A 14,357-nucleotide genomic window follows, 5' to 3' on the forward strand; every position below is an offset into this window, starting at 1 on the left:
CTTAGGTAATTAAATCCCTCGGAATGTATTCGCTTACATTTTTGGAAATCCTTTTTATTTTTTGAAAATGAACCTTTGGTACTAGTATAATTATTAAGATGAATGGTAATTTGGTGCTTAAGGAGTACCTATACGGAAGCTTTAAATATCGGTAAATACGGGGATTTTTCATTTTCGACAGGTATATAAGGCTTTATTTGTCATAATGCTGATAATCTAGACTATATATAATTATATTTTGCTAATTTGAAAACAAAGTAGAGGTAATGGTTTTATGAATGAGAAGCTTATTATAAATGCTGATGACTCTTATCGAAAGGCTGAGATGCAGGCATCAGATTATTTTCAAATCTTGAAGGCGCTAGTCTCAGAAAAAACCTATATCTCTACTCTCACAAAAGATATCCAATCATGGAAACACAACCATATTCGACCTTACTTTTTTTCACTAGGAAGGCAAAAAACAGGTTCCCGAGGATATCACCATTATATTCGCTGGCTGGATTACACAGGGAAACTGGAGTCTTATCTTGACCGAAGTATCTCCTATATTTATATGCGGGACTTGGGCAAAGCACTAGATTCACCTGACACTCAGTCAAGGGTTCGGCGTACGGTCGACACTTTAAAAAATTATCTGATTGATCGAAATAATAAACATGAAACCTTCAGCATAGCCGGGTTGTACCGCTGGGCACAAAAAGAAGGTATTGAAATGACTATGATTTGGCTGTTAGACAAACTAAAGACGGTAAGCGTTAATATTCCTGAAGGTATGGATGCTGTGCATGCTCAGCGAAAACTGATTAAAATCATTGCTGGTGTCATCATGCATGTGCTAGAAGAGATGGAGGATGATGTTTCACCTGAAAAACGAATTCAAAAACTGAATGAAGCGATTAGACTTGGCTATGCCTATGGTTTGACATATCCCTTCATTGACGACCTTCTGGACTCCAATATTTTATCTGCTGCAGAGAAAAAACGATATTCCGATTTGATTTGTACTACCCTTACCACTGGGACTGTACCGAGATTGGGCAGCTGGGCTGGGAATAACTCAAATCTAATCCGGTTTATACATTCAGAGCTTCGACAAGCCTTTGAATACATTAAAGCTCATCAGCAGGAAGCGACTAGAAAAAACTTTTTCGAGCAAGCATATGTGTTTTATCATTCTCAAGAAATTGACCGGATGAAGGATCTAAATAATGCTGATTACACGAATGAGGAGATTTATATTCCAATCATTTTAAAATCCGCTTCTTCCAGATTGATTGCCCGTTCAGTTATCAGTGCCCCGGAGGATGAGGGCTTTGACAATCGAACATTCTATTATGGAATCTACAATCAGCTTGCAGATGATTTTGCCGATCTGTTTGATGATATGAAGGATGGTGCAGTAACTCCTTATACTTATTATCTAAAATATCATGATAGGCGTCCGGATTTGATTAATCCTTTTGAAGTTTACTGGGCGGTCATTGCTAATTTGATTCATAACGTGTATCAGTCAGATTCTAAAACTTGTGAGGTAATCCTTGGGCGAGCTATAAATGGACTAAAAAGGTTTAAAGAACGAGTAGGTATCGAGAAATATAACGAGGTAATGAATTTCTTTTCTGTTGGAAATTCAAAATTTAATCATCTTATCCAAAAGATGGTGCGAAAAGCGGATGATGTTGATTTCTTTGATAAACTGCTGCGCGACCATATCATTACGATTTTAAAAAATGATCAAAAAGAGCGGGATGAATTCTTTAGTACAATTGAAACTGTACGTAATGAAATTAACGGTATGCTGAAAATCGGCGGGCATAATATATTGCTTGGAGATCCAATTATTGATGCAGCCAATTACAGTCTAGAGGGAAATGGAAAGCGGCTCCGACCCATCATCACTTGGTTTATGAGCGTGAACGAATATGGATTGAAACAATCAGCTGTTGAACAGCTTCTTAAATCATTGGAATATATGCATACAGCTTCCTTAATCTTCGATGATCTTCCTTCACAGGATAATGCGTCAAGCCGCAGGGGGCGGTCGACTTTGCATAAGACATATAACATTGCCATTGCAGAATTAACTGGTCTATTTTTAACTCAGAAGGCGGTAGAAGAGCAGACATTCCTTGATCAATTTGATACGAAAACAGTGCTAAAAATGATTCGCTATTCGGCTCAGATGACGGCAGATATGTGCCGAGGGCAGGCAATGGATTTGGAATCAAAGGGAAAATCATTAACGTTGGAGCAGCTGAATGTGATGAGCTTTTATAAAACTGGGATAGCGTTTGAGGCTTCTTTGGTTATGCCGGCGATTCTTGCAGAGGCAGGTGAGTCCGAAATTACCGCCTTGAAAAAATTTGCTCAACATGCCGGGATTGCTTTTCAAATCAAAGATGATCTTCTGGACGTCGAAGGAGATATGCAGTTACTTGGAAAACCAGCTGGTCAGGACAAAGAAAATAATAATTCAACTTTCGTTACGATACTAGGTCTCGATGGAGCAAGAAAAGAGATGTGGGATCATTACTGTCTAGCGGTAGAGGCTTTACAGGAGGCTCCTCGCAACATTACTTTTTTAAAGCATTTATTGGATTATATCGTGAATAGGGAGCGTTGATGAAAAAACATGGGGACTGTTTTTTTGCTTCCTAAGGGAAGCTAAAGAAACAGTCCCCATATTTTATTTAAATTTATTTTTCTATTGCCTTTACAATTTCAACTGCGTATTCTGCACCGTATTGGCCTGCAGTTTCTAAATCCTCAATTTTATCACCTGAAACTTCTGAGTTTGAAACAGTTCTAATGGATAAGTATGGAATATTAAAAGCTTTAGCTACTTGAGCAACCGCAGCAGCTTCCATCTCTTCTACACTTGTTCCGGCATTCTCGTGGAACCATTGGATTCGGTCTACTTCTCGGTTCCAAAAGTCTGCACTGCCAACTTTTCCTTCAACTACTTTACCGTGGGAATATTTATCAGCAACACTGAGAGCAGCTTTTATTAGCTTAGGGTCGCTCTTAAATGACTTGTACTCCACTTTTTCACCATTTTCTCTCATGGTTGTTTCCATGGACTTCCATGTTTCTGGTTTCATTCCTTCACCATCATCTAAATGTTCGGACCGCATGCTTCCAATATTCATGACCTCGGTGCCAATTACTGTATCAAAAACATGAATATTCGGGTCATGTCCTCCCGCGGTACCTTGATTGATAATAACCTTAGGATGGTATTTTTCGATAAGCAATGTTGTTGAGGCAGCAGCATTTACCATTCCAATCTCGGTTCTTGATACAACTACTGGAATTTTATCAATTTTTCCAATATAAAAGCTGTAATTGCCAATTTGTTCTTCTTTATAATTCTTCATTTCCTTGAGGAGTGCTGAAATTTCAATATCCATAGCCCCTTGAACAGCAATAGGCTGTTCTGTATTCTTCTGTTCATGTCGTGCTTTTTTGTTTTCATTTTTTGTTGATGAAAACCCGGCAAGCAATAATGCACTAATCAGCATTACAGCAAAAAGTGAAACTGCCATCCTTTTTTTCATGTTTTTTTAATTCCCCCTTGATTTAAGGCGAACATTAATCGTTATAAGTAATCGTAATGTTCGTATAGTGTTATATTCTACAATAACCAAGAATTGCGTTCAATAAAAAATGAATAGGTAATTTATCCTGTTTTTAGTTTTTAGCTAAATGATTAAAATCATAATAAAAATAAAAAATAAAGGCCTTTTCACTTTTAAAAGGAAAAGACCTCTTATCTGACGGGCGATTTAATGGGATAAAGAGATGAAACAGACGAACTGCCCCAATGTACCCTTTGCATCACCGTTCAGTAAAGTTTTCATGTAAATGGTGGGCTAGTAGTATTTGTAGGTAGTCATCCGGGTTGTTGAGTTGAAGATTTAGCAGTTCTTCTATTCTTTTGATTCGGTGGTAGAGCGTGTTTTTGTGAATGTGAAGTGTTTCTGCTGTTTCTGAGATAGAATGATTTAGTTTGATATAGGTGAACAGGGTTTTTTCTAATTCGTTATTTTGTGCCTTTTCGGTTCGCAATGGTGCCAATATGTCCTCAATAAATCGTTCTATTTCAGGAGAAGGCAGGGTCAAAAATAAGCGGTTGATTCCCATCTTTTTGTAATTCATGATGCCTGTCTTTTGTCGGTTGATGGAAAAGGAAAGTGACTTCGCTGCTTCATCGCAGCATTTGGACACAAACTCAATCCCCTGATAGGTGGTGCTTATGCCGGCGTGCATGGTGATTTCCTCTTGATTTCCCCGCCTGAATAAAAGCGAGTCAAGGCTCTCGGTCAAAGCGTCAATTTCTTTCGGCTGCTTTGTTGAAAATAGCAAGGTTATTTTATTATGGAAGCCAAAGATTAGCGTGCCTTGTTCTGGCAGACGCCTCTTCATTCTTGAAATGAAACGATGAATAACCGCTTCAAGTATTTGTAAATCAGAATAGGAGATGATTTCAATTAGTAATACAGCAAAGTGTGAATTTGTTTTAATACCTAAAGACTCTCCCTTTACCGCCAATAAATAGTCATCCTTGCATTTCACCATGTCATTAAATGCCTCATGTGTCTTTTTATAATACACTTCAGCCTGTGTTTTCTGCTTTGTCAGCTCAAGCGCCAAAATAGAACTCGCTTGTTCAATGGTCATTTTATCCTGGTGTGAAATCGGGATGTCCAGCGGAATAATGATACAGCCTAGAGAAACTCTGTCCGAAAGAACTGGGTAAACATAGTAAGTGATCTCACGCTGCTCATATATTTCAATAAAAAATGGCCAATTTTTTGTTCTAATAATGGCGGAAAACTCTTCGTTACTTAAATAAGGATAGCTAATCGTTTTTTTAGGATAAAGCTTGGAATCAAGATTATCAAAAAAGAAAATCTCTCTGTTCATCATTCGGTTTAATTCCGGAATAATAGATTCCATGCTTTTATTTTGTAAGGAAATCCTGGTGAGAGTTTCATGGATTTGTGCCCGTTTGATGAGAATATTATTTTTTTCCTCAAGTGTCTTTGTTAATTTCGTTATTTCCGCCAATTGTTCATTTTTTTCTTTAAACAGTCTGGCATTGTGTATGGCAATTGCTGCCTGCGCTGCAAAGCCCTCTAATAATTGTAAGTCTTCCTCCGATAATTTCCCTCTATTCTTATGCTGAAGTACGGTCATGACCCCAATGCTCCTGCCCTTGACGATCAGCGGTACGCTAATCAGCGCTTTTAACATTAAATGATCACTGGCATCTTCGATATAGTCTAAATTTTGTTTGGAGATTGTTGCCATCCCCTCATAAATCTCAGAACGCGAATAATATATAACAGGTTTACCGCTGCTGAATACTTTACCGGTAATCGATTCACCAATTTTTATTTTGATTTCTTGAAGCTTTTCGGTAAAACCAATGGCGGATTTAACGAATAATTCTTTTGTTTCCTCATTATATAATTGTACGTAGCCTGCATCCGCAGCTGAAATAACGTGAAGGGCATGGGTGACAATATTATTTAACACTTCATTCACTTCTAACGAAGATGTTATGGAGCGAATACTCTCGATTATACTAGTAATCTGCTGGCTTTTTTCCACATTAACACCTCCTAAGAATATGATACAAAAAAAGTATACATTGTATGTTCGAACAATGGAATCGATTTTTTATTGTGTGATGTACCATTGAAATAGTTTTCTGATATTTTATAATTTTTATTATAAAAAAATAAATCAGTCTAAATTGTCAAATAAACGGGAGATGATTATATTGGATAAGCTTTACAAACTTTTAGATCAAGCTTACGAAGAAATGGTAAGTGTACGTCGTTATTTGCATCAATATCCTGAATTGGGTTTCCAAGAGGAAAATACACCAAAATATATTGCGGAGTATCACGAGAAGCTTGGACATCAAGTACGGACTGGCGTAGGCGGCCGTGGCGTTGTTGCAACATTACGCGGCGGGAAGCCTGGACAGACGGTTGCGCTGCGGGCAGACTTCGATGCTCTGCCGATTCAGGAAGAAACAGACGTTCCTTATAAATCTAAAGTGGACGGTCTGATGCATGCTTGTGGACACGATAGTCATACAGCAACCCTGTTAGTACTGGCAAAAGTATTAAACAGTATGAAAGAAGAAATTGAAGGAAACGTTGTGTTCATTCATCAGCATGCTGAGGAGGTTTTACCTGGAGGGGCAATTGCCATGATTGAGGATGGCTGCCTGGATGGTGTGGATGTCATCTTTGGACAGCACATCTGGTCGCTTTTGCCTGTTGGCTCAATTGAATATCGTACTGGTCCAGTTATGGCCGCAGCTGACTTTTTTAAAGTTGAAATTCAAGGTCACGGTGGACATGGGTCACAGCCACATCGTACAAAAGATAGTGTCGTAATTGGCGCCCAGCTGGTCAATAACCTACAGCAAATCGTTTCCCGCCGGGTAGATCCGCTAGATTCAGCTGTTCTCTCCATTGGTTCTTTCGAGGCAAAAAATGCACCAAACGTCATTGCTGATACTGCGAAGATTGCAGGCACGGTGAGAACATTTAAAGAAAGCACTCGTGACCATATGGAAAAAGAAATTGAACGGATTATTAAAGGGACCTGTATCGCGGGGGATGTCGATTATACTTTTGAGTATCAAAGAGGATATCCAGCTGTTGTTAATCCAAAAGAGGAAATGGAGTTTCTAGTAAATATCGCAAGAACAGTACCAGGTGTTACCGATGTTGTGGAATGTGAACCGCATATGGGTGGGGAAGACTTTGCATATTATTTAGAGAATGTTAAAGGAGCCTTCTTCTTTACCGGTGCACAAAATCCAGGGGTGCATGCAGTATATCCACATCACCATCCTAAATTTAATATTGATGAAAAAGGTATGCTGATTGCAGCTAAAACATTAGGAGCAGCAACAATAACTTATCTTCAAAATAATAAGTAAAAAATTAATAGAAGGATTCATCTCTGCCACAATGGTCTCAGTCGTTTTGGCAGGCATTTTCGTAGGATTTTTATAAAATAAATGAAACATGGGTATTCAGTTCTCATGTTTCATTTTTTTAAAAACAGAGGAAGTGTATAAATATTACAAATATTAGTATAATTAGTAATTAACTCCTAGTTTATATAGTAGTTTCTACCCTTATTAGAAGATTCCAAATAGTATAATATTGGTAGGAATACAATAACTAGGAGTGATTTAATTGAAGAAACCGTTTTTATCCATCGCCCTTGCATCAACATTAGCATTTGGGGCAATAGGCACCCAGGCAGTTTTCGCGCAGCAGGCAGGTACTGAACAGGAACAGCCGTTAAAGGTATTTGATCACAAGGTTATTAAACATATTAATGCTGAAAACATTTACAATAATATTGCCTATCTCTCCAAAACACCTAGGGTAGCAGGTACTGAGGCAGAAGATAATGCAGTGAAGTATATTAAAGAACAATTCGAATCTTATGGCTATGAGGTTGAAATCCAACCGTTTCAATATTATGGGTACACACCTCCGCATACCGTTCAATTATCTGTTGCAGGTTATGATGGGGAACTTAAGCCCGCTTCGTTTACATACACTGTAAGCGGAAATGCCTCTGGCGACTTAGTTTACGCGGGACTTGGGAAAAAAGAAGAACTAACAAACATGGATCTGACTGGAAAAATCGCTCTTATTAAAAGAGGAGATATCAGTTTTGCGGATAAAGTATTGAATGCAGCAGAGAAGGGGGCTGCAGGGGTTATTATTTTTAACAATACAAGCGGTGACGTAAATGGAACACTTGGCGGTGCAAATGATCAATATGTTCCAGCAGTCGCAATCACTCAAGCAGAAGGAGAGGCGTTACTGACGAAATTAAACAGCGGTTCTAAATTAACTGCTTCGGTGAAAATTGAAGGAGCTAGAACAGGGGAAAGCACTTCCCATAATGTAATTGCTACGAAAAAACCTACCAATAAACAAAAGGATACAAATAAAGTGATTGTCGTTGGTGCGCACCATGATTCTGTTGCCGGGGCACCAGGGGCAAACGATGATGCTTCCGGTACAGCGACAACTTTAGAGCTTGCCCGTGTATTAAAAAATGTTCCAACTGATACCGAAATTCGCTTTGTCACATTTGGTGCGGAGGAGCTTGGCTTAATTGGCTCAACCTACTATGTTAACAATCTATCAGATGAAGATAAGGAACGTGTAATAGCAAACTTTAATCTTGATATGGTTGGAAGCCGGGACGCTGGAGATCTTGTATTGCTTACCCTTGATGGTAAACCAAACCTAGTAACTGAGCTGGCTCAGGCTTCGAGTGAGAGACTGAACGGTGCGCCGACACCTTATGGACAAGGCGGGCGCAGCGACCATGTCCCATTTGCTGAAGCAGGAATCCCGGCAGCATTATTTATCCATAGCCCATCGGAGCCTTGGTACCATACTCCTGAGGATTCTATTGATAAAATCAGCAAGGAAAAACTTCAGGACGTAGCGGAAATTGTCGGTGCTGCAGTTTATGACCTTGCCCGATTTGATAGCATGGGACCAAAGCCTAAAAAAGGACCAAAAGTAAAAGCTGATGCTGATATGTACTTTGAGCAGGCAGTAAGATAATTATAGTTAGCTAGTTTGCCACTTTGATGAGGCGAACTGGCTTGTTTTATCTTGCGTTGTCCCAATTAGTTCAAAAAATTGTAGATAAGATAGGCTGTTATGTAGAAAAGGGGGGTAATTTCGTAAAATAACTTGATTTTTTGTAAATAAGAGCTATAAATTTGTACAGGAATTGGATAAGTTAAAGAGTGAAAAAGTCAGTTTGGATAAATGAATGTAAAAGAGGTGGTCATGCAGCCACCTCTTTCTTCCCTCAAATTTAATTCGTCACAGTCTTCGCCTGTGTGTTTCCCTGCTGATCTAACTTCCGAACAGCTTCTTCACTTGTATCTACGCGTTTAACGAATAACGCTAGGATTAGCACGACAATATTAATGCCCAGGGCAACATAGAAGGAATATTGAATTCCAGCCAGTAATGCCTTCTGTGTTAATAATGCTTGAGCAGCTTTTGTCATCGTAGTTGGATCAACACCGGTCATTAAGTTTGTCGCTTCTGTTTTTGTAACAGAGTTCATAATCGTAACCAGAATCGCTGTACCAATGGAACCGGACACTTGCTGAGCCGTATTGTTAACTGCCGTACCGTGCGGATTTAAGCGTGTTGGCAGCTGGTTTAAACCGTTTGTCATAATCGGCATCATTACTATCGACATCCCCAACATACGAAGTGTGTAGACAAGGATGATATAGGAGTAGCTGGAATCGATTTGCAGATTTGCCAGCATGTAAGTCGAGACAGCTGTCACGGCAAGCCCGATTACGCCAAGTGCACGTGGACCAAATTTATCAAATAATTTACCGGTGATCGGAGACATAATCCCCATCACAATCGCCCCAGGCAGCATCATTAAACCTGAATCAAGCGGTGAAATTCCTCGGACGCTTTGAACATATGCCGGGGTTAAAATCATCCCGGAGAACATGGCAACAGCATTGACAATTGCAATAACTGACGCTAAAGCAAACATTGGATACTTGTAAACACGTAAATCTAATAACGGTTCCTCCATTTTTAATTGTCGGACAATGAAGACAGCTAAGCAAATAGCCCCTACAATCAAAGTGGTTAACACGATTGGGTCAGTCCAGCCGTCTGAGCTTGCCGAACTAAAACCATACAGTAATCCGCCAAAACCAATTGAAGATAACACAACTGAAAGGTAATCAATGGTTGCATTTTTGTTTTGTTGCATGACATTTTCAGATTTCCAAATGGCTAATACTAAACTAATAACAGCTAATGGTAAAATCATTTCAAAAAGCAGACGCCAGTCATAATACTCAACAATATATCCTGATAACGTCGGGCCAATTGCCGGTGCTGTAATCATAACTAAACCAAAAACACCCATTGCCGTGCCGCGTTTTTCCCGCGGGAAGCTGACTAACATAATATTCATTAATAACGGTCCCATAACAGAAGAGCCGGCAGCCTGGATCATCCGGCCGGTCAGTAATAAACCAAAGTTAGGGGCAATGGCGGCTAATCCCGTACCTAGAGTGAATATCGCCATCGATGTAATAAATAATCTGCGATTAGAAAAGCGTGTCATTAAAAAGGCTGATGCTGGAATTAATACACCACTTACCAGCATATAGCCTGTCGCAAGCCATTGTATTGTTGAATAATCCTTGACGCCTAAATCTTTCATGATGGATGGCAGCGCGACATTTAAAAGCGAGTTATTTAAAAAAGAAACAAATGCTCCGACAAATAGAATCGCAAGCATTAAATAAGGTGGTTTTCTTTGTTGTAATGATGAATCCATACTTTTAATCTCCTTTAATTTTTAAATTGAATCATGCTTATGGAGTCCTTTTTTTAACAGCTCGATTTGTTTAGTATAATTTTTTAGAGCCTCTTCATTGGATAAATCCTTCACGAATACTTGAACAAGGTTATGAAAGGTTACTGCCATAATAATTCGAAGTACTTGATGCAGCTCTTCCTCATTTTGAATGTTAAGATTGTTTCTATTAATTATGTTAATCAGGTCAAAATACTGATTTTTTTGATTTTGTTCGAATAGATTATTCGCTAAAGTATTTTCCATTTTAAAATTCATATTTAAAAAGGCATTTTTGAAAAAGTTTTTATGCTCTGTATTTCTATTGTCTTTAATCATAAATTGAAAAGAATGAATAAATGTCTCAAATATATCGCCGTCCTTCTCTTTCATAATCGAAATAAATCGCTCATGATTTTTTTGCGAAAGCTGGCTTAATAAATAATAGAATAAATCCTCCTTATCTTCGAAATACTGGTAAAAGCTCCCTCTTGGTATGCCTGCAGCTTTTATGATATTGGCAATGGAAGCCTCATGTAACGGAACTCTGGAAAATTCATTTTTAGCAGCCTGCAATAAATTATCTTGTTTATCTTTAGATAAATGAAAAAATGTTTGTTTTGGCATTATGACGCTCCTTTCTAAGAAGTGACACTGTGTCATGTTTGGTGATGAGATAGATTATATTATGACACACTGTCATAAGTCAATAAAAAAGTGACACTATGTCATATGTTTAATTTTCGCAAATTTTTTCAATGTTTCTATCGTGCGGACAAATCCCCCACCAGGCGAATGGGTAGGACACGGCCTAGGCCTATCCATCGCCAAATGGATTGTTGAGAAACATCATGGAACAATTACAGTAAATAGTGAACTAGAAAACGGGAGTGAATTTTTGGTAAGATTGCCTAAGAGGTCCCAGACACCTGATTGAACATGGGACAGAAGAACCGTCCCTATGTCTCATAAGGAAGTGAACGGAATGAAACCAGCTATACAATTTAAAAATGTAAATTACTCAATTGATGATCACCCGATTTTGAGGAATATTTCGGGGGCTTTTTATGATGGGGAGATTACGACTTTGGTGGGGCCTTCGGGGGCTGGGAAGACCACGCTGCTTAAGTTATGTAATGGGCTGTTGTCGACAAAGGATGGAGACATTATTATTAATGATCGGAGCATAAATGATTATGACCCTGTGGAATTGCGAAGGAATGTTGGGATGGCTCTTCAAAGTGCGCCGATGATTGATGGGAATGTACAAAAAAATTTAGCACTGCCGCTGGAACTGCAAGGAAAACTGCTTCCTGATATCCAAGCCATAGATTTATTAAAAGACGTAGGTTTGTCAGAGGATTTTCTACGTAGGAACAGTAAAGAATTATCTGGCGGGCAGCGCCAGAAAGTATCAATAGCTCGCACTTTGGTGAATCGTCCGCAAATCTTATTACTGGATGAAATTACATCTTCCCTCGATCAAGTTTCACAAAAGGAGATTGAGGAACTGATTGTCAAAATCAACCGGAAGTATGGCGTGACGATTGTTTGGATAACACACAACTTAAAACAAGCTTTGAATGTAGGAACATATACATGGGTGATGATGGCGGGGAAAATCGTTGAAACAGGAAAAAGTGAATTATTAGAATCGCCAAGCAATGAACAAGTAAGGCAGTTTGTTAAGGGGGAATTAGGATGGGGATCATTGCATTAATTTTTTCACTAATTTTCGTTCTCATTCCCGTTGTATTATCGAAAACCTTAAATCTCGGGCTGGAAAAAGATACGATGATTGCAGTCATTCGCTCCATCATCCAATTGTTTATTGTTGGTTATATTCTTAAATTTGTGTTCGATGCCGAAAGCATTATTTATATTTTGTTAATGGTTGCAGTTATGATTATTGCTGCAACTTTGAATGCCCGAAAAAAAGGAGCAGCGATTAAAGGGATTACTTGGAAAATTGCCGTTACGTTAATTTTTATCGAAGTTTTAACTCAAAGCATTCTACTGGGATTTAACATTACTCCCCATACTGCCCAATATATCATTCCAATCAGCGGAATGATGGTTGGTAATGGTATGGTGCTTGCCATCCTGTTTCTTAATCGGTTTATTGCGGAGACCGAGTCCCATCAGGACCAGGCAGAACTGATACTTTCTCTTGGAGGAACACCTAAACAGGCCGTACACACCCAGTTGATGACCTCAATCAAAGCAAGTATGATTCCGACAATTGAGAGTCAAAAAACGATTGGACTGGTTCAGCTCCCAGGGATGATGAGCGGCCAAATTATTGCCGGTGCGAGCCCTGTTCAAGCGGTACAATTTCAGCTTTTGGTGCTGTTTCTGCTTTTAACGACAGCATCTATCACGAGTATAATGCTTGGGTTCCTATCTTACCCAACACTATTTAACAAACGGATGCAGTTAGAGAGAAGTAAATAAAGAACAACAATCAAAAAGGAGCTAATGGCTCCTTTTTTAAGGATTAGATTCATTTTTTCTCCTGATATAATACAAAATAAATAATAGAACAAACCATACAGGTGTTAAAAGTAATGCTGTCCGGGTTTCTTCAGCAATTGCCATGATGGTTAAAATAAATCCAAAAAACGCCAAGACGAGATAGTTGATAAACGGTGCGAATGGTGCTTTAAAGATTGATTTCTTTCGTAAATCCGGACGCTTTTTAAGGTAGCGGCTATGTGAGATTAAGATGATGCTCCAAACCCAAATAAAGCAAATCGCACTAATGGTTGTTACAATGCCAAACGCTTGGCCGGGAATCAGTTTGCTCAAAAGGGCGCCAAGTGAGAGAACGACCGCAGATAAAAGCAAGGCGTTACTTGGAACACGATTTTTGTTTAATTTTCCGAGCCTGGCAGGTGCTTCATGATGCTGGCTTAGATTATAAAGAATTCTGCTTGTTGAAAACAGACCGCTGTTGCAGGCCGAGGCGGCTGAAGTTAACACAACAAAATTAATAATTCCCGCCGCAACTGGAATTGCAACTAAACTGAAAGTAGTGACAAATGGGCTGCTGGAAGCATTCAATTGATTCCACGGGTTAATACTTAAGATGATCAAAAGGGCTCCAACATAGAAAAATAAAATCCTCAATGGAATCTTATTAATGGCAGATGGAATATTTTTTTCGGGATTGGCTGTTTCTGCTGCTGATACACCGACAAGCTCAACCCCTACAAAGGCAAATACGACCATTTGGAAAGAGAGTAAGAAACCCGTAATGCCGTTTGGAAACAATCCGCCGTTCAGCCATAGATTTTTTACCGAAACCGTTCCTGTATGTGTTTTAAAACCGATTATCAATAGCACAATCCCGACAATGATTAATGCGAGAATCGTAATTACTTTTATTAAAGCAAACCAAAATTCTAATTCACCGAATAGTTTTACCGTTAGAAGGTTTAGTCCCAATAATAGAATTAAACAAACGATGGCTGGAATCCATTGTGGAATATTGAACCAATATTGCACATAGACGCCAACCGCAATAATATCGGCCATCGCTGTCATGATCCAGCAAAACCAATAGGTCCAGCCGGTGACATATGCTGCCCATGGACCGATATAATCAACGGCAAAGTCTGTAAAGGATTGGTATCCGGCATTTGATAGCAGCATTTCTCCCAATGCCCTCATGACAAAAAATAAGGCAGTCCCTACCACTAGGTAGGCGAGGATGATGGACGGACCGGCTAATTGAATGGCTTTGCCGGCACCAAGAAATAAACCTGTTCCGATCGTTCCACCTATCGCAATAAGCTGGACGTGTCGATTCTTAAGATCTCTTTTTAATTCTTGCTGTTGTGCCACGTGAAATTCCCCCAGATGATAGTCTTTGTACGCAAAAAAAGAGATTGGATTTCTCCAATCTCTTAAAAATAAAAATGACAAATAGAAAA

The 14,357-nt window shown here is 39.0% G+C and carries 10 protein-coding genes and 1 pseudogene; 6 read left to right on the forward strand and 5 right to left on the reverse strand.

Annotated elements, in window-relative coordinates:
* Positions 1-274: 274 nt before the first annotated feature.
* A complete protein-coding gene (locus A6749_RS18555; protein ID WP_066393774.1) occupies positions 275-2,626 on the forward strand; it encodes a polyprenyl synthetase family protein in 2,352 nt (783 codons plus the stop codon).
* A 73-nt stretch (positions 2,627-2,699) separates the two neighbouring features.
* On the opposite strand, the gene A6749_RS18560 is transcribed toward A6749_RS18555, so the two are convergent.
* Both A6749_RS18560 and A6749_RS18565 read right to left on the reverse strand, forming a co-directional pair.
* The gene (locus A6749_RS18560) at positions 2,700-3,560 is read right to left on the reverse strand and encodes a 5'-methylthioadenosine/S-adenosylhomocysteine nucleosidase (protein WP_066393782.1); all 861 of its coding nucleotides are present in this window, start codon (positions 3,558-3,560) and stop codon (positions 2,700-2,702) included.
* A 280-nt stretch (positions 3,561-3,840) separates the two neighbouring features.
* Positions 3,841-5,619, reverse strand: a complete 1,779-nt coding sequence (locus tag A6749_RS18565; RefSeq protein WP_066393793.1) for a helix-turn-helix domain-containing protein — start codon at positions 5,617-5,619, stop codon at positions 3,841-3,843.
* A gap of 172 nt (positions 5,620-5,791) precedes the next feature.
* Between A6749_RS18565 and A6749_RS18570 the strand changes: the two genes are divergently transcribed.
* Together A6749_RS18570 and A6749_RS18575 are read left to right on the forward strand one after the other, a co-directional pair.
* Positions 5,792-6,970, forward strand: coding sequence for a M20 family metallopeptidase (locus tag A6749_RS18570; RefSeq protein ID WP_066393795.1), 1,179 nt, complete (start codon positions 5,792-5,794; stop codon positions 6,968-6,970).
* Between the two features lie 262 nt (positions 6,971-7,232).
* On the forward strand, positions 7,233-8,633 hold the full coding sequence (locus tag A6749_RS18575) for a M28 family peptidase (protein WP_066393798.1): 1,401 nt from the start codon (positions 7,233-7,235) through the stop codon (positions 8,631-8,633).
* 259 nt (positions 8,634-8,892) lie between these two features.
* Here A6749_RS18575 and A6749_RS18580 read toward each other — a convergent pair whose 3' ends face one another.
* The gene (locus tag A6749_RS18580; RefSeq protein WP_066393805.1) at positions 8,893-10,404 is read right to left on the reverse strand and encodes a DHA2 family efflux MFS transporter permease subunit; all 1,512 of its coding nucleotides are present in this window, start codon (positions 10,402-10,404) and stop codon (positions 8,893-8,895) included.
* Between the two features lie 21 nt (positions 10,405-10,425).
* Positions 10,426-11,049 carry a TetR/AcrR family transcriptional regulator gene (locus A6749_RS18585; RefSeq protein ID WP_066393816.1) on the reverse strand — a complete coding sequence of 208 codons (624 nt, stop codon included), beginning with the start codon at positions 11,047-11,049 and terminating at the stop codon, positions 10,426-10,428.
* 120 nt (positions 11,050-11,169) lie between these two features.
* Between A6749_RS18585 and A6749_RS27770 the strand changes: the two are divergent.
* The 3 genes and pseudogenes from A6749_RS27770 to A6749_RS18595 form a co-directional block, all read left to right on the forward strand.
* Positions 11,170-11,359 (forward strand): annotated as a pseudogene (locus A6749_RS27770) (ATP-binding protein); the annotation flags it as partial.
* Positions 11,360-11,407: 48 nt separating this feature from the next.
* A complete protein-coding gene (locus A6749_RS18590; protein ID WP_153043040.1) occupies positions 11,408-12,142 on the forward strand; it encodes an ABC transporter ATP-binding protein in 735 nt (244 codons plus the stop codon).
* Positions 12,124-12,876 carry an ABC transporter permease gene (locus A6749_RS18595; RefSeq protein ID WP_066393820.1) on the forward strand — a complete coding sequence of 251 codons (753 nt, stop codon included), beginning with the start codon at positions 12,124-12,126 and terminating at the stop codon, positions 12,874-12,876. The genes A6749_RS18590 and A6749_RS18595 overlap by 19 nt, the downstream gene beginning before the upstream one ends.
* A 36-nt stretch (positions 12,877-12,912) precedes the next feature.
* Here the strand turns inward: A6749_RS18595 and A6749_RS18600 are convergent, their stop codons facing one another.
* Positions 12,913-14,268, reverse strand: a complete 1,356-nt coding sequence (locus A6749_RS18600) for an amino acid permease (RefSeq protein WP_066401046.1) — start codon at positions 14,266-14,268, stop codon at positions 12,913-12,915.
* Between the last annotated feature and the right edge of the window lie 89 nt (positions 14,269-14,357).

Origin of the sequence: Neobacillus mesonae (assembly GCF_001636315.1) — a bacterium.
GTDB classification, from domain to species: Bacteria; Bacillota; Bacilli; order Bacillales; family Cytobacillaceae; genus Neobacillus; species Neobacillus mesonae.

Excerpts from the sequence above, each read along its gene's own strand:
- A6749_RS18555 (WP_066393774.1), top strand. The coding sequence starts at position 275 with ATGAATGAGAAGCTTATTATAAATGCTGATGACTCTTATCGAAAGGCT.
- A6749_RS18560 (WP_066393782.1), bottom strand. The coding sequence starts at position 3,560 with ATGAAAAAAAGGATGGCAGTTTCACTTTTTGCTGTAATGCTGATTAGT.
- A6749_RS18580 (WP_066393805.1), bottom strand. The coding sequence starts at position 10,404 with ATGGATTCATCATTACAACAAAGAAAACCACCTTATTTAATGCTTGCG.
- A6749_RS18585 (WP_066393816.1), bottom strand. The coding sequence starts at position 11,049 with ATGCCAAAACAAACATTTTTTCATTTATCTAAAGATAAACAAGATAAT.
- A6749_RS18590 (WP_153043040.1), top strand. The coding sequence starts at position 11,408 with ATGAAACCAGCTATACAATTTAAAAATGTAAATTACTCAATTGATGAT.
- A6749_RS18595 (WP_066393820.1), top strand. The coding sequence starts at position 12,124 with ATGGGGATCATTGCATTAATTTTTTCACTAATTTTCGTTCTCATTCCC.